General features: G+C 36.2%; 24 protein-coding genes and 2 pseudogenes. 11 read left to right on the top strand and 15 right to left on the bottom strand.

Going from position 1 to position 22,425, the window contains the following annotated elements:
- Positions 1-181: 181 nt before the first annotated feature.
- The 8 genes from DCE79_RS07730 (at position 182) to DCE79_RS07695 (ending at position 7,719) form a co-directional block, all read left to right on the top strand.
- Complete coding sequence (locus tag DCE79_RS07730; RefSeq protein WP_108712494.1) at positions 182-868, top strand: response regulator transcription factor; 687 nt, start codon at positions 182-184, stop codon at positions 866-868.
- Positions 855-1,844, top strand: a complete 990-nt coding sequence (locus DCE79_RS07725; protein ID WP_108712493.1) for a sensor histidine kinase — start codon at positions 855-857, stop codon at positions 1,842-1,844. The genes DCE79_RS07730 and DCE79_RS07725 overlap by 14 nt, the downstream gene beginning before the upstream one ends.
- Positions 1,845-1,924: 80 nt before the next feature.
- The gene (locus tag DCE79_RS07720) at positions 1,925-2,611 is read left to right on the top strand and encodes an ABC transporter ATP-binding protein (protein ID WP_108712492.1); all 687 of its coding nucleotides are present in this window, start codon (positions 1,925-1,927) and stop codon (positions 2,609-2,611) included.
- Positions 2,611-5,160 (top strand): ABC transporter permease, encoded by a 2,550-nt coding sequence (locus DCE79_RS07715; protein WP_108712491.1) that lies wholly within the window; start codon positions 2,611-2,613, stop codon positions 5,158-5,160. The genes DCE79_RS07720 and DCE79_RS07715 overlap by 1 nt, the downstream gene beginning before the upstream one ends.
- 20 nt (positions 5,161-5,180) lie before the next feature.
- Complete coding sequence (locus tag DCE79_RS07710) at positions 5,181-5,495, top strand: methyltransferase domain-containing protein (protein ID WP_108712490.1); 315 nt, start codon at positions 5,181-5,183, stop codon at positions 5,493-5,495.
- Positions 5,496-5,571: 76 nt separating this feature from the next.
- On the top strand, positions 5,572-6,072 hold the full coding sequence (locus DCE79_RS07705; protein ID WP_108712489.1) for a GNAT family N-acetyltransferase: 501 nt from the start codon (positions 5,572-5,574) through the stop codon (positions 6,070-6,072).
- Between the two features lie 158 nt (positions 6,073-6,230).
- Positions 6,231-7,142 carry a class I SAM-dependent methyltransferase gene (locus DCE79_RS07700; protein ID WP_108712488.1) on the top strand — a complete coding sequence of 304 codons (912 nt, stop codon included), beginning with the start codon at positions 6,231-6,233 and terminating at the stop codon, positions 7,140-7,142.
- A 100-nt stretch (positions 7,143-7,242) separates the two neighbouring features.
- Positions 7,243-7,719: a VanZ family protein gene (locus tag DCE79_RS07695; RefSeq protein ID WP_108712487.1), complete on the top strand. Its 477-nt coding sequence runs from the start codon at positions 7,243-7,245 to the stop codon at positions 7,717-7,719.
- Positions 7,720-7,808: 89 nt separating this feature from the next.
- On the opposite strand, the gene DCE79_RS07690 is transcribed toward DCE79_RS07695, so the two are convergent.
- The 5 genes from DCE79_RS07690 to DCE79_RS07675 form a co-directional block, all read right to left on the bottom strand.
- Entirely contained in the window at positions 7,809-8,813 is a 1,005-nt protein-coding gene (locus DCE79_RS07690) for a YdcF family protein (protein WP_234417363.1), read from the bottom strand.
- Between the two features lie 169 nt (positions 8,814-8,982).
- Entirely contained in the window at positions 8,983-9,468 is a 486-nt protein-coding gene (locus DCE79_RS07685) for a hypothetical protein (protein ID WP_135841922.1), read from the bottom strand.
- A 27-nt stretch (positions 9,469-9,495) separates the two neighbouring features.
- The gene (locus DCE79_RS18475; protein WP_159083067.1) at positions 9,496-9,657 is read right to left on the bottom strand and encodes a hypothetical protein; all 162 of its coding nucleotides are present in this window, start codon (positions 9,655-9,657) and stop codon (positions 9,496-9,498) included.
- An 85-nt stretch (positions 9,658-9,742) separates the two neighbouring features.
- Positions 9,743-10,195, bottom strand: coding sequence for an NUDIX hydrolase (locus tag DCE79_RS07680; protein WP_108712485.1), 453 nt, complete (start codon positions 10,193-10,195; stop codon positions 9,743-9,745).
- A gap of 808 nt (positions 10,196-11,003) precedes the next feature.
- Positions 11,004-11,387: a peptidylprolyl isomerase gene (locus DCE79_RS07675; RefSeq protein WP_369916810.1), complete on the bottom strand. Its 384-nt coding sequence runs from the start codon at positions 11,385-11,387 to the stop codon at positions 11,004-11,006.
- A 233-nt stretch (positions 11,388-11,620) separates the two neighbouring features.
- Here DCE79_RS07675 and DCE79_RS07670 point away from each other — a divergent pair, with 233 nt between their 5' ends.
- Complete coding sequence (locus DCE79_RS07670) at positions 11,621-12,088, top strand: NUDIX hydrolase (RefSeq protein ID WP_108712483.1); 468 nt, start codon at positions 11,621-11,623, stop codon at positions 12,086-12,088.
- Positions 12,089-12,198: 110 nt separating this feature from the next.
- Here the strand turns inward: DCE79_RS07670 and DCE79_RS07665 are convergent, their stop codons facing one another.
- From DCE79_RS07665 to DCE79_RS07650, 5 genes and pseudogenes are all read right to left on the bottom strand, one after another.
- On the bottom strand, positions 12,199-12,426 hold the full coding sequence (locus DCE79_RS07665; protein ID WP_369916804.1) for a hypothetical protein: 228 nt from the start codon (positions 12,424-12,426) through the stop codon (positions 12,199-12,201).
- 100 nt (positions 12,427-12,526) lie between these two features.
- A pseudogene (locus tag DCE79_RS18965) lies at positions 12,527-12,967 on the bottom strand (methyl-accepting chemotaxis protein); the annotation flags it as partial.
- A gap of 69 nt (positions 12,968-13,036) precedes the next feature.
- Positions 13,037-13,927 (bottom strand): annotated as a pseudogene (locus DCE79_RS18960) (PAS domain-containing protein); the annotation flags it as partial.
- Between the two features lie 363 nt (positions 13,928-14,290).
- Positions 14,291-15,184, bottom strand: a complete 894-nt coding sequence (locus DCE79_RS07655) for a 3-hydroxyacyl-CoA dehydrogenase (RefSeq protein WP_108712482.1) — start codon at positions 15,182-15,184, stop codon at positions 14,291-14,293.
- A 172-nt stretch (positions 15,185-15,356) separates the two neighbouring features.
- Complete coding sequence (locus DCE79_RS07650; protein WP_108712481.1) at positions 15,357-15,728, bottom strand: SLAP domain-containing protein; 372 nt, start codon at positions 15,726-15,728, stop codon at positions 15,357-15,359.
- Positions 15,729-15,842: 114 nt separating this feature from the next.
- Here DCE79_RS07650 and DCE79_RS07645 point away from each other — a divergent pair, with 114 nt between their 5' ends.
- A complete protein-coding gene (locus DCE79_RS07645) occupies positions 15,843-16,229 on the top strand; it encodes an SET domain-containing protein (protein ID WP_108712480.1) in 387 nt (128 codons plus the stop codon).
- A 41-nt stretch (positions 16,230-16,270) separates the two neighbouring features.
- Here DCE79_RS07645 and DCE79_RS07640 read toward each other — a convergent pair whose 3' ends face one another.
- From DCE79_RS07640 to DCE79_RS07630, 3 genes are all read right to left on the bottom strand, one after another.
- Positions 16,271-17,005, bottom strand: a complete 735-nt coding sequence (locus DCE79_RS07640; RefSeq protein WP_234417362.1) for an alpha/beta hydrolase — start codon at positions 17,003-17,005, stop codon at positions 16,271-16,273.
- 33 nt (positions 17,006-17,038) lie between these two features.
- Complete coding sequence (locus DCE79_RS07635; protein ID WP_234417361.1) at positions 17,039-17,401, bottom strand: rhodanese-like domain-containing protein; 363 nt, start codon at positions 17,399-17,401, stop codon at positions 17,039-17,041.
- Between the two features lie 63 nt (positions 17,402-17,464).
- Positions 17,465-18,076 (bottom strand): DUF5052 family protein, encoded by a 612-nt coding sequence (locus DCE79_RS07630; RefSeq protein WP_108712479.1) that lies wholly within the window; start codon positions 18,074-18,076, stop codon positions 17,465-17,467.
- A 418-nt stretch (positions 18,077-18,494) separates the two neighbouring features.
- Here DCE79_RS07630 and DCE79_RS07625 point away from each other — a divergent pair, with 418 nt between their 5' ends.
- Positions 18,495-18,926, top strand: a complete 432-nt coding sequence (locus tag DCE79_RS07625; RefSeq protein ID WP_108712478.1) for a hypothetical protein — start codon at positions 18,495-18,497, stop codon at positions 18,924-18,926.
- 207 nt (positions 18,927-19,133) lie between these two features.
- Here the strand turns inward: DCE79_RS07625 and DCE79_RS07620 are convergent, their stop codons facing one another.
- Positions 19,134-21,260 (bottom strand): penicillin-binding transpeptidase domain-containing protein, encoded by a 2,127-nt coding sequence (locus tag DCE79_RS07620; RefSeq protein WP_369916803.1) that lies wholly within the window; start codon positions 21,258-21,260, stop codon positions 19,134-19,136.
- 495 nt (positions 21,261-21,755) lie between these two features.
- Positions 21,756-22,400 (bottom strand): pentapeptide repeat-containing protein, encoded by a 645-nt coding sequence (locus DCE79_RS07615; RefSeq protein ID WP_108712476.1) that lies wholly within the window; start codon positions 22,398-22,400, stop codon positions 21,756-21,758.
- Positions 22,401-22,425 lie beyond the last annotated feature (25 nt).

Below are 22,425 nucleotides of genomic sequence, written 5' to 3'. Positions count from 1 at the left end.
TGTGCTATGTTATAAAAGAAAGAAGCGGGTATTTATCAATTACACGGACATTTCCCTCTAATTTTCCGTGTTCGTCCGAATTACTTGAAACAATGTACGCTGAATGAAAACATTCATTTTGAACGACTTACCAGATTTCAATACCATGATTATTGGTTTTAAAAGAAAAGGATGACGAAAAATGAACCATATTTTTTTAGTTGAAGACGATGCAGAGATCGCGAAAAACCTTTCTCTTCTTCTACGCTCTGAAGGCTTTACAATTACGCATGCTGCTTCACAGACTGAAGCGATTACACTCGTTACTGAACAAAAATTTAATTTAGCACTTGTTGATATTTCTCTTCCAGATGGAAACGGCTTTGCGGTATGCACAGAAATCAAACAAACCCAAAACATCCCGGTGATCTTTCTAACCGCTTCTGGTGACGAAGCGAGTGTTGTCACAGGACTTAATATGGGTGCTGACGACTACATTACGAAACCGTTTCGCCCACGTGAATTGATTGCACGTATTGGCAATTGTTTACGCAAATATACGCCAACATCTACTGCCTTTGAGCTCGACGGACTTTATGTGGATGCGACAACGGGTATTGTCAAAAAAAATGGCCAAGAAGTATTTCTATCCGCACTGGAGTACCGGTTATTACTCGTGTTTATTAATAATCCGAAAAGCATTATTACACGTGACCGGCTACTTGATGAGTTGTGGGATGCATCGGGCGAATTCGTCACAAACAATACGTTAACCGTTTATATTAAACGACTGCGTGAAAAAATCGAGTCGGACACTAGCAACCCACATTTCATTTTAACTGTTCGCGGCACTGGCTACCGTTTAGGAGGCAGCCATGTTTCGCAATAATGAAGTTCGCAAACTCGCATATAGTTTTAGCACGATTACTGCAATCGCAACAGTACTAGGATTTCTCATTGAGCCGTTAGCTGGTCTATTACTACTTATTACTTGTGTACTACTTGGGACGATCTTTTTCATTTTCACAAGAACACGCTATAAAAGTATTGCACAAATTTCAGAGCAAATTGACATGGTGCTTCATCACGATGACCAGCTATTTATACAAGCGGCAGAGGAAGGAGAACTGTCGATTTTACAACATGAAATCACCAAAATGACGGTGCGTATTCGCGAGCAAAACGAAGCGTTGCAAAAGGAAAAAGTGTATTTAGCAGAGTCCCTAGCAGACATCGCACATCAGTTACGTACCCCACTCACATCGGCTACACTCATTTTGTCACTACTTCAAAACGAGCCAAATGAACGAAAACGTAAAATGTTGCTAAGAGATAGTCAAAAATCCTTCGACCAAATGGACTGGCTCATTACGTCACTTCTTAAAATTTCTCGATTAGATGCAGGCATTGTGACATTTAAAACAGAGACACTTCGCGTGGAACAATTAATCCAACAAACGCTTCAGCCTTTTCAAATCACAATGGACTTGCACAATATTACCGTACATCTAACTATTCCTAACCAAGCAACGATACAAGGCGATTTTGACTGGCTTTCAGAGGCTCTACAAAATATGATCAAAAATTGTATCGAAAGCACGGTCAATGATGGAGTCATTCAAATTACGTGCGAGGAAAACCCGTTATATACTGAACTTAGCTTGCACGACAGCGGACCTGGCTTCAAAAAAGAAGATATCCCTTATCTTTTTGAACGTTTTTACCAGGGGAAAAATACAAATACTGCAGGATACGGGATTGGTCTTGCCCTATCTAAAACGATTCTTACCCGTCAAGGCGGGATGGTGAGTGCGAAAAACCATCAAGATGGCGGTGCAATTTTTATAATTCGATTTCCAAAGTGACGAATCTCTCACTTTCCCGTCACGAAAATGTAACGCAAACGATCTATTATAAGCGTATAGCACAAAAGGAGGCACTTATAATGGAATTCCTAAAAATTGAACACTTATGTAAAGAATATGGACAAGGTGAAAATAAAATAACAGCCCTTGACAATGTCTCTTTAACAATTGAAAAAGGCGAATTTACCGCGATCATTGGTTCTTCAGGCTCCGGTAAATCGACATTACTGCATGCCATTGCCGGTGTAGACGTACCGACGAGTGGAAAAATCTATTTAAACGGCCAAGATGTATACGCCCAAAATAATGATAAGCTTGCGATTTTTCGTCGACGTGAAGTAGGTTTAATTTATCAGTTTCACAACCTGATTCCCACATTGAATGTAGTCGAAAATATTACATTACCGATTTTGATGGATAAACGGAACGTGAATGAAGCACGCTTATACGATTTACTCCAATTACTTGGGCTTCATGAACGCAAAACCCACCTACCTAATCAGCTTTCAGGTGGTCAACAGCAGCGTGTAGCCATTGGACGTGCACTCATGAATGCACCAGCTGTCATGCTTGCAGATGAGCCAACAGGTAGCTTAGACAGTAAAAATGGTCATGAAATTATGCGTTTATTAAAATCGAGTCATGAAAAATATGAGCAAACATTAATTGTTGTTACACATGATGAAAATATCGCCTTACAAGCCGACCGCATTATTACGATGGCTGACGGCAAAGTCATTCGCGATGAGAGACGGGTGGCACGATAATGAATATTTTCAATAAAGTGGCGCTGCAAGGTTTACTAAAAAACCGTACGCGAACAATTGTGACGATTATTGGTGTGATTCTATCTGCTGCGATGATTACAGGCATTGCGACCTTTGCGACTTCCCTACAAAACTATATGGTGAATGGTTCCATTATGAAGTATGGCGATTGGCATGTTGGCTTTTCAGACGTGGATAAAGCGTTTATCGAACAACAGCAGGAAGATGACCGTATTGCCAACACGATTACATTTGAAAACATTGGTTATGCTGCGCTTGAAAACAGTAAAAATGAACATAAGCCATACGTTTTTATTGCTGGCTTTGATCAAAATACCTATGGCGAACTACCGATTACGTTAACAACTGGTCACTACCCTGAAAACAATTCTGAAATCATTGTGCCTTCCCACTTAAAAGAAAATGGTGAGGTGTCTATTGCAATCGGTGACACCGTAACGCTAAACATTGGACAGCGTATGCAAAATGAACAGTCCCTTTCCCAATATGATGCATATCAAGGACAATCTGAAACATTGAACGCACAACAGGAAAAAACGTATACCGTTGTCGGTACATTCAGTCGCCCTACTTTTGAGGAAGCCTCAGCACCTGGCTATACCATTATTACAACAGCAGAAAATTTAGAAGAAACAAGTAGCTTTAGCGCCTTTATTAAAATGGATAACCCAAGAAATGTACATGATTATGTAGATGAAGTGAAACAACAGCATTTCATGTACAACGATAATGTATTACGTTTTATGGGGCTCTCTAACGATAAGACCTTCAATACATTACTCTATTCAGTCGGTGCCATTTTAGTTGCACTCATTATGCTTGGCTCTGTATTCCTTATTTACAATGCGTTTACGATTTCATTAAATGAACGGATGCGTCAATTCGGCATTTTATTATCCGTTGGTGCAACGGCGAAGCAATTACGAAATTCTGTTTTATTCGAAGGGCTTTGCATTGGTGCAGTCGGTATTCCGCTTGGTGTACTTGTCGGCATTCCAACTGTTAGTGGTGTATTATCACTTGTCTCTAAAAACTTCAGCAATATTGCCTATAGTGGTGTTCCCTTAACTTTACACGTCTCAATGCCAATTATTTTAATTGCCGTCGCAATTAGTTTCGTAACAATTTTAGTTTCGGCATATATACCTGCACGGAAAGCAGCCAATACACCTGTTATGGCATGTATTCGTCAAACAAACGAAATTAAAGTTGAGATGAAAGAAATTCAAACATCTAAGTGGACGGAGCAACTATTTGGCTTAGAACGCACACTCGCACTAAAAAACTTTAGACGTAACAAAAGACGCTATCGCACGATTGTCTTATCCTTAACCTTAAGTGTTGTCATGTTCGTATCAGCAAGTGCTTTCAAAACCACATTACAACAAGCTGCTGACTCTTCCGCCGTGAGCACAGACTATGACTTACTTTTCTTTAGTGAAAATATGCAAGAAGACGAAGCAACACAGCTATTTGAAAAGTTCCAAAACGTAGAAGGTATTTACGGGGGCTCATATCAAGCAATGATGGACTATTCAACAGATGTGCATGTTGACGACGTAACATCTGGTTTTCGTCAAACAATAAATGCTGAACCAACTAATGGAACAATCGATTTGCCTTTAGACGTTCAGTTTTTAGAGGATGAATTGTACTTCGATTTCTTGAACCAATTAGGTCTTAATCCCGCTGAGTATACAGGACACAATGCGAAAGCAATCGCAGTGGCGAAAGTGTTACCTAACGATGCGACGGACTATATGGATGTATTTACAAAGCAATCAAAGTTACTCGTACTAACACCTATGACGAATGATGGGGAGCAAGTAGAGGCGCATTCGGTTGACATGACATTTGTTGAAACGTATCCAATTGATCCACTACCAAAGCAGCTATCAGAAGTAAAGCCGTATACCTTTATGGTTGTTGTGCCGTATCAACAAATCGAGGAATGGGGATTAACCGGTGTACCAATGGACCGAGGTTTAACGTTCCAGTCAAAAGATACAACATCAGCGGTAACAGATATGGGGAAAATCGCACAGGCACAAGCTATCTCTAGTGAGTATACAATATACAATGCCAACGAAATCTTTGAGCAAAACCGTAATATCATTTTCATTATTGATTTGTTCACGATTGTGTTCATTGTGATGATTTCACTCATTGCGATTGCCAATGTATTTAACACGATTTCAACAAACATTCGCTTGCGTAGACGGGAGCTCGCCATGCTTCGTTCTGTCGGAATGTCTGATCGTAACTTCAATAAAATGATGCGCTTTGAGTGTGCCCTTTACGGCTTCCAAACATTATTATTTGGTCTTCCGATTTCTGGACTTCTCGCTTGGCTTATTTACAAAGGCATGTCTGCTGGTGGTGCGGATGTTCAATTTAAATTCCCATGGATGAGTATTACCATTAGTATCATAGGCGTGTTTATCATTATTTTTATAACAACGATGTATGCGCTCCATATGATTAAAAAAGAAAATATAATTGATGCACTGCGTGATGATTTAAATTAATGAAATAGCGACCAGTTTTAATCGTATTTCATCTAAAACAAAAGAGAAAAAGAAAGCAATGGAAGTTCGAGCATAAAGTCATCCCTTTGCATGCAAATGCACTATACTTACCATATGCAGATAAGTTTTTTGATACAATTGTGAGCATTGACGCCTTTCATTATTACAGCTGCGAGCCACAATTTTTAGCGAACAAAATGCACCCCCTTTTAAAAGGGGGTGGCTATGCACTCCTATACGTTCCAGTTGTAAAAGCAGTGCCAGAACAAATGCCCAAGCTTATGGAAGAATGGGCGCAAGAATCAGCGGATACTTTTCATAGTGTCGCATGGTGAGAAAATCATATTTAACAACATTGATGCACTCAAAATAGGATGCATCTTCATAAACTTAAAAAAGAAGGTTTTAATAATGTTAGGAACGAAACGTTTAAAGCTAGTTGACTACACAGAGGCTGATCTTCCATTTTTAGAGAATATGCTACGTAATCCGAATGTGATGCGTTTTATCAGCGATGGACAAGTTCGAAATAAAGAACAAGCCGTTCAATTTTTGAATCGGATTATGGGCCATTATCATACACATGCCGATTATGGCTTAAAGCTTTTACTCGATAAAGAAACCGGTGCCAAAATTGGCCATGCCGGACTCGTACCACAAACAATCGACTGCGAGGAATTTATCGAAGTCGGCTACTGGATTGATGAGCCTTTTTGGGGCAATGGCTACGCGTCTGAAGTGGCAATTGCACTACTACAACATGGCTTACAAACATTACATTTACCAAAAGTAATTTCCTTAATTCAACACGGAAATATCGCCTCTGAAAAAATTGCCATAAAAAACGGCATGAAAAAAGTACGTGATCTTATGTTAAGCGGAAAATCCGTTCATTTATATACAAGCAGGTAATCGCTATCAAATGGATAGAAAATGACTATTTCCATACTATTAAAAGGGTAAATATTTGACAAAAAAATTAATTTATGCTATAATTTACATATAAAATTACAAGTGATACAATGAGATTCTCCTGGCCAGGGGAATCTTTTTTTATTGGAGTGTTTTAAATGAAAAATAATGAATCTAGTTTAACATCTCTTGTATCGGCTTTTAGTAGAGCCTACCACGTAAAAGAGGATTACCCGATTATTTTTAACGATACAGTCGCACAGCATTTTTTATCAAATGAAGAATACAATGCGATTTCCTCTAACATGGCACAGGGTATCCAGTTTTTCAGTCCCGAAATGGCAGAAAAACTAAAAGGCAATGATGCCGCCATTTTAAAATGGGTCAATCAAATCCAACTATCCCCTACTCCGTTAGCTCGAGCTGCTTATGCCGAACAGGTTGTAACTAATGAAATTATGCTCGGTGCAGAGCAGTACGTCATTTTAGGTGCAGGATTAGATACATTTGCATGGCGTCACCCAAATCTAGACGTCGCAATCTTTGAAGTGGACCACCCTTCCACCCAGCAATTTAAGCTACAACGACTGCAACAAGCAAACCTCGCATACCCGGACAATTTAACATTTGTCGCGATGGATTTCACGGAAGAACTTTCACTTAAAAAGTTAATAGCAAATGGATTTGATCCAAATAAGAAAACCGTCTTTACTTTATTAGGGGTTACGTATTATTTAACAAAAGATATCCTTCAACAGCTTGTAAATACATTATTTAGAGATTTAACAAAAGGCAGCTCGATACTATTTGATGTAGCGGATGAGCGCTTATTTACAGAGCAAGGCATTTATAATCGCGTGCAACATATGGTTCAAATGGCCGCAGCTTCTGGGGAACCAATGAAATTTAGCACGACACTTCCAGAGCTTGAACAACTGCTTGCCAAAGAGCAGCTATTCATTTATGAGCACCTGTCCCCACAAGACATTCAAAATCAATTTTTCGATAACCGCGACGACAACTTGCAAGCATTTGAAACGATTCACTATATACATGCGGTAAAAAGCTAATTTTTGTAAAACAAAACTTAAGAATATCTTAAGTTTTCACCTCAATTTCTCTTAATCTTTCCGTGATATGCTATAGAAAGTAAGCTTAAAGGGGAATTATATGAAGAAAGTTTTAAATATCGGCTATTGGTTTGTTTTATTATTCTATGTATATCTACTGATTGACACTGTATTTTTAGCACGTGACGCAAGACGTAGTATTAACCTAGTACCGTTTGACATGATTACTGAACAAGGCTTTTCGTTAAATGTATGGGGAAATATGTTAATGTTTATTCCACTAGGGCTTTATGTAGCAAACTTAATGAAGCCGTTTCGTTTTTGGAATGTACTCGGAGCTATTGCTGGGACAAGCTTAGGCATTGAAATACTTCAATATATTTTGAAACGTGGCGCTAGCGATATCGATGATTTATTGTTAAATACAGCAGGTGGACTCATCGGGATTTTGATTTACTTCGTGTTCAAATTACTATTCAAATCCAAAGAACGTATCCACACTGCCATTTCTGTGCTATCACTTGTCGTCGGTATTCCAGTTGTGATTTTAGTGGCGATTCTATACTTAGGAAATTAAAAGAGAGAAATTCATTCGCATCCATATGTGAATGAATTTCCCTCTTTTCCACTGCCTTTTTAAATGAAACAGAATATAAAATTCTTTGCTTAATTCGACGCCCGTAAAACCAACAGCATAAAAATTGTATACAATGCAATAAGCGTAATATGGCGCCATTTAAACATTTCGAGTAAGCCAATAAACTCACGTGTAAAAGCGTTTGGAACGTAGTAAAAAGCGGTTTTCGAGCCAACACCATTTGCCTGTAATTTCGCTCGGCGCGCATAGTAGCCAGCACGTAAAATATGATAATTGTTTGAAACGAATAGACCGCGTGCTTTTTCGCCGAATCTTTCCTTAATGATCTTTTTAGAAAACAGCATATTTTCTAAAGTTGTTGTGGAACGGTCTTCCATCACAACCGCTTCATCTGGAATTTCTGGGTAGTGCTCATGAATGTATTTTTTCATCGCAAAGCTTTCTGCAACTTTTTCATCACTACCTTGTCCGCCAGATGTAATAATTAGAGGACGGCCATTATATTTTTTATATTGTTGAACGGCTCTATTTATGCGACTTGCAAGTAGTGGTGGTACACGGTCACCAATTAATCCAGAACCTAAAATAATAATATAATCCGGCGTATAGGAAATAGGACGCCAATTATAAAGTGCTGCGTAAATAGCTGTTGCAGAATACATCATCGTAAAGTAAACAAAAAGTCCAAAAATATAATAAAACGCTACTTCACTATACACATTTCCACTAATCGTACGCATCGAATAAATATAATAAATAAGCACAATATTTGTTGCTACACCTAGAATGCCTAAAAATAAATTGGACTTTTTACGCCCTTCTTTTTCAAGAAGCACCTTACTATTGAAGTATGTTAATACGGATAACGTAGCCATAATTAGTGGGATAAATGCAAATACGAATGTGAAGCTTGTAATGTTAAGTACTTGTTCACTAAAGTTCGTATTAAAGAATATTTTTTCTGTATAATAAAGCAACTCTACTAATAAAATAAGTGCCAATAAATAAATATTATTATACGAGCGTGGCTCAATTATAAAGAAGGCAATAACGATAAAAATTAAAATTGCCAAGATTATCCCTCCTGTTCAACTTCACTTTAAAATAATATTATACAGTGTCTATCCCCGATATAATATGAAATTATCCAATGATATAATGATTTACGTTTACAAGGAAATAGTTTCCTTTAAGTTGAACGGCTTTTCGAAAAGATTATTAATGCCTATGTATAAAAAGTGTCTACTTCATTAAGTCCATCGCGAAACGATAAAATGATGTATCTTCTGTTTCATAATAATAATGCTTCTTACTAGGATTTACCCCTAATAAACTGATCACTGTTTTTCCATCGTGTTGTTTAAATAACATTTTTTTTGTACCATTAATCGCGTTGATCGTTTGCTCTGTATCAAAACTGATAATATACGCAGTGCTATCGATTGCTTCTAATCGTTCCTTCGACTTTTTAATATCCGTTAACGCTAAATAACCAAATAAGGTTTCAAGTTTTGTTCCTTCTATCAATATATGTTGTGGATCAGATACGACATTCACAAGTTGTGCAGATAGTATATCTTCAGTTACTAAGACGCTATCATCCTTCCAATTTCCCTTGGCTTCTAATAGATCCAATATGGATATCGGCTCTTTAATAGCAAATAGATAAATAAAACCCGTCCAAAGAATTAAAAATACAACGGTGCTCAGTATTCTCTTTTTGTTCATAAAACCCTTCCTTCTCTGATTGCTAAATTATGTGGAGCGTTTGCCTTTAAAAAGCCTTTCAATCAACAAAATACCGCCAAAAATGATGACGATGGAGTAAATAATATAAAATCCATCTTTTTGAACGCCTAATTTATTCATACTATATCCATATAGAAAGACCCATAAAATGATGATGCCTATTTTCATCCAAAACTCCCCTTTGTAAAGTTCTCAATAAATTTGAATTCAAAGTAAGATGGTGCGTGTATCTCATTAACGAAAATATTATTTACTATTCATTAATCACAATGTACCCCGCCTTTTCAAGCAGCTTTGACGTTGTATAATTAAGATTAGGCAGGTTGTCTAATGCAAAATAGTTTAATGCCTTGCTTTCTTCGTTTTTATGTAGTGTACCTGTTACATTTATTGCTTTATAAATCGCCGTTGCATTGTAAATTTCATCGCCATGCGGGAATTTATAATATAAGTCTTTGCCAGAAGCTAGTCCTACTAGTCGCAAATCTTGTGCGATCAATCCTGTTTCTTCGAATAATTCCTTTTGAGCGGTTTCTTCAAAGCTATCGCCAATTTCCATACCACCACCCGGAAGGCCCCAATCATTTGTATCTGAGCGTAGTTGCAATAATAGTTCATTGTTTTCATTCAAAACAATAATAGCCGATCCTGGTGCAATAATTGGACTTGTTCCGATGTGTTGACGTAATGATTTAATATAATTCATCGTTAACCCTCTTTCTATAAATTAACTAAATTGTATTAGCATAATGGTTCATCACCGTAACATGGAGTTGATTATTGTTTTATCAGTTTGTCTAGCTATTGGCGGGCTACGGCCAGGCCCACCAATACAAAGTGTTGTACATTTTACTCGGTTAAATGCGTCTGATAATGCCGCTTGCGCTATCGCGAGGCGGCGGGGATTGATCAAGTTTATCCTCTATATTTTGAATCCTATTTCATTAATGGAATGAAAGTGAATGCCATTGTTTCATTTATGATGAACACTCTTTAATTAAACTATTTTCACGTTTATAAAAGATACTTTATCGAATACGCCTTATCTAAAACACCTTATTAGAAAAAATTTTTATTCCAAATTAGAGTGCCGCGAAGCGCAGGGGGCGACCCCTTGGGGATTAAGCGTGCGCGGAATATCCACTTGTTGCTTGCCGCCGTAGAGGCAAGTAACAAGTTAGATGGAGCCACGCCCCCAGGAAAGCGTCCCCCGAAGCGTAGCAGAACGGACTAGATTAAAAAGGAATCACTTTGAATCTTAAAATTATGTCATCCCCAACTTATGGTGATGAGCCAGCATACACCGATAAATACATAGCTAAAAACATAAGAATTAAAGCTGAAATTTTTCTCCATCCCATAAATTCATATCCTTTCTAAGCTTGCTTCAAAGGTGATATTTTAATATTTGGTACCATAGTTATTTTCGAAAGATTTTTTCAGAAAGTCATCATAGTGTCATTTGGGAACGTTTTTTGTATGTAGTTACATTAAAAATTCACAAGTCAATATTTTTAAAAAATCGTCCTACCACCATCAAAAGGCATATTTTCCTCGTTAACTAACACATTAATTGTGTCATGTTCTGAATCTCCACGATTTAATTTATAAACATACTGTTTTAACTCAGTATTTTCTTGATTTGTTGTATTAAATTTTATGTTTAATATATTCTCTGTCACTTCAAGCTCAACTGAAACGGCTTCTGTTGAGTGAAAAACAATGTAGGTGTTCTTTTCGCCATTAGTAATCATTTGCAGTGTAGAATCAGATTTGATTACATCTTGTACTTTACTAGGAACGCTTTGAAGTTCACTAATACTCAACTTTGAATTACAAGCTGCTAAAATGATTATAGCAACTAACATTAAAGAAAATAATCTTTTCAATTTAATCACCTCTTTCATCAAGGTTACCATATCGCCATACAATTATGGATATTTTTGTATGTTAAACATAGGTAAGGTAAGGTAAGGTAAGGTAAGGTAAGGTAAGGTAAGGTAAGGTAAAATATAATAGAATAAAATTTAAGGTAAGTTCTTTTAATGTAGTCTGCTCTGCTTCGTTAAGGGGGGCTGGATTTTTTCAACAATCCTACAAGCTGAAAATAAGTCATTTTGAGGTGATAAAGTTGAGTTATATTTTGAATTTAAGAAAAAAGATTGGGTCTGAACCACTTATCATGGTCGGTGCTTGTGTACTCATTTTCAACGAACAAAAGCAATTATTGCTACAATTAAGAAAGGATAATGGTTGTTGGGGATTAGCTGGAGGGTCAATGGATTTAGGTGAAAGTTTAGAGGAAGTGGCTGCTAGAGAAATGGTTGAAGAAACAGGATTAACTGCAAACAAGCTAACGTTGCTTCATCTTTTTTCTGGAAAAGCTCTTTATTATCAATATCCACATGGTGATGAAGTATACAATGTGGTGGCAGCCTATACGTGTGAAAACTATAGCGGTATTATCCAGTTTGATGAAACAGAATCAACCGATATCAAATTCTTTGATGTACATAATCTCCCACAGCAAATTAGTCCCCCTGATAAAATCGTTATCGATTATTTTTTACAGCAATTCACTATGAAAGACACAAAATAAAATTCAGCCTCGTAATCGTTTTTATTTTAGACTACGAGGTGTTCTTAACATTTAAATCTTACATATTTCATAGGTTAAAAAATTGGCTCTACATTCGTACTTTTACTACGTTAAAAACTCGACATCTTTAAAATGATGAAATAATTGATAATCGTAGGTGCTAAAAGTGCAAGTGCCAGTGAAAGTACTGCAAAAAGCTTCGAACTCTTTTGAAGTTGCGTGTCCCCTGATTTTAAATGTTGAAAAAATGTAAGTGTAAAATAAAAACAACTAATATAAAACACTACTGGAATGATGGTAAACCAAATTGCATTGCCAAATGTATTAATCATCTCCACAAATATCCCCCCATTTCTCTTTTTCTCACTTCATCATATCAAATATTTTCCAATATAAAAATGCACATTCACTTTTGTATGTAAATGTGCATGCGTCATCTTATTTTTTTGCGAAATCAACTAAATCTTGTGACATACTATTAATTTCATCAGCCGAAGCATTCATTTGTTCAGTTAATGCTGCTTGTGTTTGCGCTAAATCACTAATTTTCGTCATGTAATTTAAAATTGTATCAATCGATTTTTTCATTTGCGTTAGGCTGGATTCAATACTATCAGTCGCTTCAGCAGAATTCACTGCCAGTTTACGTACTTCATCTGCGACAACGCCAAAGCCTTTGCCATGTTCTCCTGCACGCGCTGCCTCAATTGCTGCGTTCAAGCCAAGTAAATTCGTTTGGTCTGCAATTCCCTTGATAAAGTTAGAAATATCTTGTGTTTTATTAGCCAATGTTTTCGCATCTGCTGCAGCTTCTGAAGTTCGCTCCTGTGTCGTAGCTAGTTCTTGTGCTTGTTGTGTAATGGAATTAATACCCGTTACCATCTCGTTGATTGAAGCAGATAATTCTTCCATACGTGCTACCGTTTCTACGATATTTGCTTGTTTGTTCTTCTCAAATGAAATGTCACGTATTGTTCCAGCCAAGCGTATTGGAACACCTTTAGAATCACGTCGAGTCTTACCACTTGCATGGAACCAAACATATTCACCCGATTTTAGCTGTAAACGGTAATCCTCTTCAAATGGGGTACGTCCTGAATAATCCATTAAATGATTCGTAAACGCTTGTAATGCATTTTCTTTATCTTCTGGATGTAATCGATCACTCCATGAGCTCATAACATTTGGAAAATCACTTTCATCTTTAAAGCCTAGTGTTTTGCGGAACTGAGGACTCCACCAAAAGTTGTTATTAGTATTCATTGGATCCGATTGTTCAATCGTCATATCCCACGGAGCTTCTATAAGTGCTTCATTGATTAAATCATATCGTGTAACAAAGCCTTCAAGCTCTTCAGAATTCACTTTCTGTTCATGAATATTTGTAATGGTCGCAATCATACGGTATGGCGCACCATCTGAATGACGTTTCGCCGTACCGAAAGTATGTACCCAACGATATTGTCCATCTTTAAAACGCATTGGATGCTCTAAATCAAATGGTGTTTTGCCTGATTTATCATTTAAATGAGCCATCATACCAGATAATACTTGCTCACCGTAATTTTCAGGAACCAGTGTTTCTAAATCAGCTAAACCCCGATTTAACTCTGAATCGTCGTAACCTAATACACGCTTCAATGTAGAATCAATGATGAATTCATTTTCCTCATTATTGAAATCACCAGTTGGTAGTTTCAGCTCCCAAAAACCGACCTGATTAATCGTTGTTAAATTAAATAATTTTTGACGCAATACGCATTCATATGTCTCACGCAATTCATTTACTTCATTTGTATTTATTAGTAATTTTTTTAAATCTTCATTTTCTACATCCATTTGATAAGTGTAATCAAATTTCCCTGCTTTTGCTTGCTGTAATTGTTTTTCACTTTCTGCTATAAACGCAGCTAGTGAGTTTGAGTTTGACTTTTCTTTTTTAGAAAACAATATTTTCCCTCCAAAATTTTATTTGTTAATTCATATTATACAGAAACTTTATAAATATAACATTTATTTAAGCCTTTAGTCATATTTATCTAAAAATAGAGAAGTATAAAGTACCAAGAAGCAAAAATCTTACAACAATATCTTTATTTTCTACATTTTAAATTGAATTTAATAACAAAAAAACTGCATCACCCATTAGAATTACTAATAGGAATGCAGTATAGATTTTAGAAATTTTATAGAAAAATGGCTTTAATTTGATTTTAAGAAATTTGGGTCTTGGTACGCTGGATTTGGATATTTGTAGAAGCCTTCGCCAGTACTAACTCCCATTTTACCTTGATCTATCATTTCACGTTTAATTTTGTCTGCTACAAATTGTGCAGCTGGATCTTCTTTTGCACGCATTAAGTTTAAATTATAAGGTGTTTCCATACCAACGATATCATAAATTGCGAATGGACCAGCTGGCGCACCTGTAGAAATCATCCAATTTTTATCGATCGTTTGTGGGTCTGCAATGTCTTTTACCCAAAGCTCCATTGCAGCTGATAAGAATGGTACTAATAATGAGTTTAAAATATAACCTGGTTGCTCTTTTTTCAGTACAAATGGAATCATACCAATACTACGAGCAAATTCAGTTACTTCGTCAACATATTTGAAGTCTGTTCCGGGATGTCCCATTACTTCAGCCGTATTTTTCTCCCAAATAGAGTTTGCAAAGTGAAGCGCTAAAAACTTCTCGGGACGACCAGTGAACTTAGCAAATTGACTTGGTAATAATGTTGAAGAGTTCGAAGCAAAGACTGCTTTTTCAGGTGCTACTTTCGCTAATCCTTCATAGAAGCTTTGTTTGATTTCGATACGTTCTGGTACCGCTTCGATGACTAAATCGGCATCTTTAACCGCTTCAGCTAAAACAGTATAATAATTTAAACTTGCGAATGCTTTCTCCGCGCGTGCTACGTCATTAAAGTACGTACCGTATATGCCCTCTAAATTTCCCAGACGAGATTTTGCTGCTTCAATTGCCCCATCATTAATATCATAGACGCTTACTTCAAAGCCGTGGAATGCTGATTGGAAGGCGATTTGACTTCCTAGTACGCCACTACCTGCAATTGTTACCTTTTTGTATTTCAAGTTTCATTCTCCTTTTACAAGCTACTAAGAACTTGATTCATTTACAAGCTTAACTTTACCTATATCGATTATTTTAATCATAAAGCATGGCATATTATACATACAAAACTATTTTGACGTAATTAAACTGGAATAAAAAAAGACTTCGTTTACGTTCGCGAAGTCTTTCTCATTATTCGTCAATTTTCACCCCAAGTAATTCTGTAAATAAAAATTCAGCACTATCCTCAAATATAAATGTCCATGGCATGCTTGTCTGACTAGGGATTGTTAATGCGGGAATGGTGAACTTTTGTGAGACACTGCCCTCTTCAAGCAAACAATATACTTCACGATTATCAAATGCTATGTCTCCGTCGGTGAAATTATGGATAAGTACGGTGATTAACATTTGGTTTTTGTGATTGATGGCTTGACGAATACTATGACAGATGATGTTACTATTTTTAAATTCGAAAGTGTTTTGGAATAGTTGTTCGATTTCTTTACGATCCTTCATACTAATTGCTTTATTCCAAGAATGTTCAAATTGCAGTTTTAGCATATAATCAGCCCCTTCTTTAAAAATAATTCATAAAAAATATGAAATAATCCACGCGTTGTCGTGCGATACATGGTACAGTAAGACAGAATCTTAAAAGTGAGTAGGAGAACAAACATGATTGAAGTAAAAACATCTCCCATTAGTGATGGAGAATATAACCGCGGCGTTTTTGCAAAAACCGCGATTTCAAAAGGCACGTTATTCCATGAAGCACCTGTATTAGTCTATCCAAATGAAGAGCATGAGCACATTGAAAAAACGGCCCTTGCTGATTATGCATTTGAATATGGTATCGGACGCTCATGCATTCTATTAGGCTATGGTATGTTATTTAACCATTCTTATGAGCCCAACGCAACATATGAAATTAACTTTGAAAATAATACATTCGATTTCTTTGCCTATAAAGATATTGCAGCTGGTGAAGAAATTTTCATTAATTACAATGGCGATGTTGATGACCAAGATCCGCTTTGGTTCAATAAAGAAGACGAAGAATAATACGAAAATCACCATCTCACTTTAATGTGGATGGTGATTTTTTATGAAGTCGATTGAATAAATGCTATTAAATCTTCCGCTAATTCCTCACGTTCTTTTCCTAATGTAATGAGATGTCCGCTATTTTCGTATAATTTCTTTATGACGATTTCACTCTGTACGGTTTTTTCAATCAAATCAATGCTTTCCATAAATACGATATCATCAAGTGCGCCCTTTGCTAAATAGAGCGGCTGTTTTAGTTGTGGTAGCATCAAACCTGTTCTTACAATAAATTGTTGGAGCGCGATTAATTTTTCAGGTGGCCGTGGGAAATGTTTTCCTAAAAACACCTGTAATTCGTCCTCTGATGTCCCTTTATTTAAAAAATAACGCTTAGAAAAATGCTCAACACGTTTTTCTAAGCCCTCTATAGGTCGCTCAATAACAGGTGAAGATATAATACATAAAGCTTTACACGCTTCGAAAGTATTGGCTAAACGGATTCCCAATACGCCCCCAAGAGACTGACCTACTACAACTATTTCCTCATGCCCTTTTTCCATTAATTGTTCGAACGCTTCCTTTGCCCCTTGCCACACATCTTCCATCGAAGAAGCAAACAATTTTTCTGGGCTAGTCCCATGACCTGCTAAATTCGGTGCAGAACATGTATACCCCGCTTCGTGAAATGCAGTTGCTAAATGACGCATTTCTTTGGCATTACTCGTAAAACTATGTAATAGAAGTACGGCATTATTTCCTGCTTCTAAATAAATATTCTCGACTTTTTGCAAAGCACTTACCTCATTTTTTTAACCCGGTTTTTATTAAATGTCGCCGCGCTGTTGATACGAACTAATGCCACCTTTAACATTTGTAATGCGTGGGTAGCCAAGTTTTTTCAGCTCTTTACACGTATCAAGTGAACGGATTCCAGAACGACACATCACGACAATCTCTTTATCTTTTGGTAGCACTGCAATGCCCTTACCACTTGGATCATTAATAAATGGTGAGACATGCATTTTATTAAAATCACGTGCGCTACGAACGTCGATGAAAATTTTATCGTTATCACGCAACATCGTCTGTAGTTCATCGGTTGTAATCGTTTTAATGCCTTGTACTGGACGCTTTTTCCAAATTACAACGACCGCGCAAATGGCGATAACGACGATTAATTGAATCATGCTTACTACCCCTTTAAAACATTTTTACCCTATTGTAGCATGATTCGAAGTTATATTTGAATTTCAAGAACCTGCTAATAAGCTCATATCATAAATTGTATAATCACAGCGGTAAATGAATAAATAGTGTCCGTCAATTAATAGACCTGTAGATTTGTCCATTTCTGTCGCATAATAGCTAACATCTTTACCGGCAAATGTAGCTAATGGTTGTCCAGATTGCGAACGAACTAACACGACCTTATCCTTCCCTGTTGTGTAATTCGATAAATCATTCACCATGCGATTGATAAATGGTACCGATCGATCAAAATTCGACAAATCGACTTGCTGTGAATAAATATCAAATAAATCCTCTAAGCCATCCTCATACGCTATTAGACTACTCCCGACATGCAACATTTGTTTACCACCGACCGTAATATTTAAGACAGAAGATTTTTCAACCGTATTGCCTTCCTTGTCCTTTAAACTAAACTTGTCATCCGCTTCAATACTAACACTTTTCCCTTGTACGCGATCAATTAACTGACTGTTTTCGTCATATGTTTGAATCGTTAACTCACGCCCAACGAATTGTTCTTTAATATTACCGAACTTCATCTCAAGCCAGTTACAACCAGATAATACAATAGTCGCGCATAAAATGACGCTAATAAATAATCCCTTTTTCATGAAATCTCTCTCCCTACTATGTATGAAATAGTATATTAACGAATGAGCATAGGAAAAAGATTCATTTTATTAGAAAAATATTTTACTGATGACTTTCAAAAATTAAAATACGGTTTGCTTTTTGCTGGTTAATAGCCGTTAACGCATCATCATGCTGAATCGCATACATGTTTTTTACTCAATGCATAAAAAATTACACATATCCATTTGCCTGTCCCAAATTTTCTTCCGTTACTTTTGTAAAATCGTTTAGCTCTTCCGGTGTTTAATTACATTTTAATGAGCTGGATATTTATGTTAAAATCAAGATGACTTTGTGAAGAAATACTTAAACTAAATGGTCAGGTTAGTTGTAGAAGGATTGGCATAAGGAAACAGAAAGTTTATTTATAAATTGAAAAATGAAGGGGGACTGTTCATGAAGAAATTAATACCGTATTTATGGAAGTTAGCCTGGGTTGTTGGTCTATTGTTATTAACAATCATAAGTTTTGATATTGATAAACAAATAGATTCATTCTCAGCTTCCAGTTTTAATATATCACCTAAATTTTGGGCTAATTTTCTTATTCATTTTATTTGGGGGATCTATTTATCATTAATTTGCATTAAGAAATGGACTTTTCAAATTAACCTACCTTTACTAATTTGTGTATTCTTACCTTGTATTCTCTTTTCGCTTATTATTCCAATTTCTGTTGTTACATCCATAAATGTTCCATTAGGCGGAATTTGGTTTGTAAAAGTTCTTGCTTCGGGTTTTATTGAAATTGTTGCAGGTTTCACACTCATGCTAAGCATTTTTAACAGGCAAACTATTGAAATATCGACTGCTTTAGTTGAAAAATGATTTTCCACAATCGGGTGCTTTCTTGGAAAACCAGGTAAGCGTCTTTGTTATAGGACATAGTGTTATTGAAAGCAGGATTTGGGCGCAGTTATTCAATAAAACTTAGATTTTCAAACGATTTATTGTTATTTTTTAGTATAGTGAACCCCGTCCTAAATTCGAACGGGGTTATTCTTGTTTTTGCTTTTAAAACGCACCCTCATTATTTCATTCCGACTCTTCATTTTCTTCTGTTACTTTTTCAGAAAATGTAGTCATAGGTAGCTGTACTTTGTTTGTTGAAATATTTTCATTTTGGTATTGATCTTTCAGTTCAAAATAAATATCTAATATTTCCCTAGCCGCTTGATTTCCATGAGGAAGTGACACATCGAAATTTGTCGTAGCCCATGGAAAGATTACTGCATAAGCCACTTCTGGATTTTCAAATGGTGCAAAACCGACGTGTACAATATTAATTGTTTCGGTTCCGTATTTATCATGTTGAGGGCCGTAATATACTACTTGGGCTGTCCCTGTCTTACCTGCCGCAGTATAGGCAGCATCTCCAAAGACTTTTCTTGCTGAACCTTGTGAACCAAAGTAAACACGGCGTAAGCCTTCTTTGACATGATCAATTTCTTCCTCTGTATTTGCAATGCGATTTAAAATGGTTGGGGGAACTTCTAATACTAGTGGCCCTAAAATTTCGCCATCATTTGAAGGTTTTCGTATTTCCTTTAATATACGGGGCTGGATCCGATAGCCCCCATTCGCTATCGTCGAAATATACTGTACTAGTTGCATTGGCGTATACGTATCAAACTGTCCAATCGCTAAATTTAATAATTTAACATCTCGATCTGGGTTTGCTTGATAGCCTGCAGCTTCACCTGGCAAATCGATTCCTGTTGGAACGCCAAGTCCGAATTGTGCATATTCATTCCGCATTTTAGTAAGTGTTCCTTTAGCTAGACTAAAGCGCATTCCAGGTGCATAAGTTCTTCCGCCAATCGCCATCGCAATTTTGAACATATATACATTTGAAGATTTTTCTAACGCTTTTAAATCATCAATCATTTCACTTCCATGTTTATTAAATAAAGAATTTAACGTTAACTCACCAATCTGCATCGGTGCATCTAACATCACTGTTCCAGGAGTAATAACGTCTTCGTTATAGCCCATTAACACCGTTGCACCCTTTATACTTGAGCCTGCTTCATACGCTGTTGAAAATGTTCCGTAAGAGTAGTCTGCCATATAATGTTCATTTGTTTCCTTATTCGTTTCGATTTTCTTACCTACAACGGACAATAATTCACCTGTATTTGGGTTCATCATGACATAAAATGCACGATCTAATAATTCCGAATGACCAAGCGATTTTAAATTTAACAGTTTATCCTCAATGATTGCTTCCGCTTTTCTTTGTAGTTCAATATTTATTGTCGTTACCAAATCCCTACCTGGTTCACCCTCGAAAGTGGTAATCGTATCCTTAACTTGCCCTTGTTTGTTTGTAATATTTTTTACAACTGCCTTTTGTCCTTGTAAAAGTTCTTCATATTGCCATTCAAAATAACTTTCTCCAACTCGATCATTTCGTGCGTATCCACGAGCTAAATAAGCATTTATCTGAGACTTTGGAATACCTTTACTCGGGATTGTAGTACGGCCTAAAACTGATAATGTAGATGCATGCACACGTCTCCAATCGGTTGTCGCATTAACTCCCGGTAATTCGCTCAACTGTTCCGAAACACGGGCAAATTCTTCAATTGTCACGTTTTCACCTTTAATAATTTGGGGTGATAAAAAATAACCTGTCAGCATTTCGCGGTAAATTGCCATTACATTTAAATCAAAATCGGTTAAAGTAGCTAACTCTTTATCTGTAATTCGTTCACGTACTCGTCGATCATGTTCTTGGCTAATTGCATTTTTGCTGAATTTTGGGTTTTGCTTCCGAAACTCAAGTATTTCTTCTTCTGTTACTTTTTCTTTTGCTGCTTCTTCGTTTACAAACATCCAGTAATCGAGCTTATCATGATATGTTACTTTATTGGTTGGTTGGTCAATTAAACGTGCTAAGTCCGTAGCAATTTTAAACATTTCCTTTAGAGTCGTAGTCTGCATTTTGGTATAGGTAATGACATTTTCGGGTTCGTTATCAATTAAGATTCGACCATATCGATCTAAAATCCTACCACGAGGCGTGCTTGTGTTGATCTCTACCTCTTCTGTGCGCTCAAGCAAACGCACATAATCTTCCCCATTAATAATTTGTAAATAGCCAAGTCTGATAATTAACAATGAAAACAGAATCGTAGTTGCAAAAAAAAGGATATTCATGCGATACGAAATTAATTTTTGATTTACTTTTGAATCAAACGTTCTTATTGAATATTTTCTCATAATTGCATACCCTTTCGTTTAAACATCAATTTTGAATGAGCGATAGTAACTTTCCATATAGAGTTACGTATAATTGAAAAAAAGAGGAATATAGTTATCTATGAAAGAAATTGCTCTGCTATTAACTATTTTTTTAATAGTTTGTCAAAATATCGAAAAAACTACCAATTCCGCAAATGATAAAATTCCAATCTTCACGAATGCAACTAATGATGTTATAGACCGACACGGTAAAATTGAAAATATAGAACGTTTCAGAGAATTCTTTAGAAGATAATCGTAGAGATAAATATAGCGGTGGAGGAATCATTACAAGGAGTTGTACTTCAATTAAATCAGTCGAAAATTTAGCAAACGTCAAATATGGTCTTGAAGATTTATAAGCCCTTATAAAAACGAATGCCGTCCAAAAATACTAAAGGACGGCAAAGTTTATTTAACTACTAACCCTAATAGCGTGGCAAAACCAACTGCTTGTTCTGAAGATACTTCACAGCCTTTGAGACTTTCTAGTGGAACGGTTATTCTTTCAAATCGGCACGTACTTATATCTATGCCATTTAAAGAAGTATAAGTGAAATCTGCTTCGTTCAAATCACAATCAATCATTTTTACTTTATTCCATGTACAGTCATAAAAATTTGCATTTTTTAAAGAGGCGTTTTCAAAAAGGATTTGTTTCATCTTCGTCTCTGCTAAATTTATGAAACTTGCATTACAAGAAATCATCGAAATATTTCCTAAATTAGCTTCGGTTATATCTACCCCTAATAGCTTTGAATTTCTAAAGGATACGCGATGTATGATTCCTTCGTTAAAATTTGCATTGGACAAATCACAATTTTCAAAGATTACATCGGTTAAATCTATTTTTCTAAAGACGACATTTAGAAAAGTTACATTTTTAAAGATGACCTTCGATACAACTAATCTATCAATCTGCTCACCATCAATTACAGCATTTTCGATGATGCAATTTGACAAATATGGATCTTCCTCGGCATAAACATCCTGAAAGTGACTTTTTTCTAAATTCGTTGGAATAAATGGTTCCTCTATTTTAAAATTCTTTGCCATGTTTTCACGCCCTTTTTATTTTCCT

The sequence above is a fragment of the Lysinibacillus sp. 2017 genome (assembly GCF_003073375.1).
Lineage (GTDB): Bacteria > Bacillota > Bacilli > Bacillales_A > Planococcaceae > Solibacillus.
The sequence above is the reverse complement of the archived record's forward strand: the minus strand, read 5'-3'. Positions and strand labels throughout refer to the sequence as shown.

Bases quoted from the DNA above. Each gene is read 5' to 3' on its own strand.
- DCE79_RS07730 (WP_108712494.1), top strand. From the start codon at position 182: ATGAACCATATTTTTTTAGTTGAAGACGATGCAGAGATCGCGAAAAAC.
- DCE79_RS07725 (WP_108712493.1), top strand. From the start codon at position 855: ATGTTTCGCAATAATGAAGTTCGCAAACTCGCATATAGTTTTAGCACG.
- DCE79_RS07720 (WP_108712492.1), top strand. From the start codon at position 1,925: ATGGAATTCCTAAAAATTGAACACTTATGTAAAGAATATGGACAAGGT.
- DCE79_RS07715 (WP_108712491.1), top strand. From the start codon at position 2,611: ATGAATATTTTCAATAAAGTGGCGCTGCAAGGTTTACTAAAAAACCGT.
- DCE79_RS07705 (WP_108712489.1), top strand. From the start codon at position 5,572: ATGTTAGGAACGAAACGTTTAAAGCTAGTTGACTACACAGAGGCTGAT.
- DCE79_RS07700 (WP_108712488.1), top strand. From the start codon at position 6,231: ATGAAAAATAATGAATCTAGTTTAACATCTCTTGTATCGGCTTTTAGT.
- DCE79_RS07695 (WP_108712487.1), top strand. From the start codon at position 7,243: ATGAAGAAAGTTTTAAATATCGGCTATTGGTTTGTTTTATTATTCTAT.
- DCE79_RS07685 (WP_135841922.1), bottom strand. From the start codon at position 9,468: ATGAACAAAAAGAGAATACTGAGCACCGTTGTATTTTTAATTCTTTGG.
- DCE79_RS18475 (WP_159083067.1), bottom strand. From the start codon at position 9,657: ATGAAAATAGGCATCATCATTTTATGGGTCTTTCTATATGGATATAGT.
- DCE79_RS07680 (WP_108712485.1), bottom strand. From the start codon at position 10,195: ATGAATTATATTAAATCATTACGTCAACACATCGGAACAAGTCCAATT.
- DCE79_RS07650 (WP_108712481.1), bottom strand. From the start codon at position 15,728: ATGCTAAAACTGCAATTTGAACATTCTTGGAATAAAGCAATTAGTATG.
- DCE79_RS07645 (WP_108712480.1), top strand. From the start codon at position 15,843: ATGATTGAAGTAAAAACATCTCCCATTAGTGATGGAGAATATAACCGC.
- DCE79_RS07635 (WP_234417361.1), bottom strand. From the start codon at position 17,401: ATGATTCAATTAATCGTCGTTATCGCCATTTGCGCGGTCGTTGTAATT.
- DCE79_RS07630 (WP_108712479.1), bottom strand. From the start codon at position 18,076: ATGAAAAAGGGATTATTTATTAGCGTCATTTTATGCGCGACTATTGTA.
- DCE79_RS07625 (WP_108712478.1), top strand. From the start codon at position 18,495: ATGAAGAAATTAATACCGTATTTATGGAAGTTAGCCTGGGTTGTTGGT.
- DCE79_RS07620 (WP_369916803.1), bottom strand. From the start codon at position 21,260: ATGAATATCCTTTTTTTTGCAACTACGATTCTGTTTTCATTGTTAATT.
- DCE79_RS07615 (WP_108712476.1), bottom strand. From the start codon at position 22,400: ATGGCAAAGAATTTTAAAATAGAGGAACCATTTATTCCAACGAATTTA.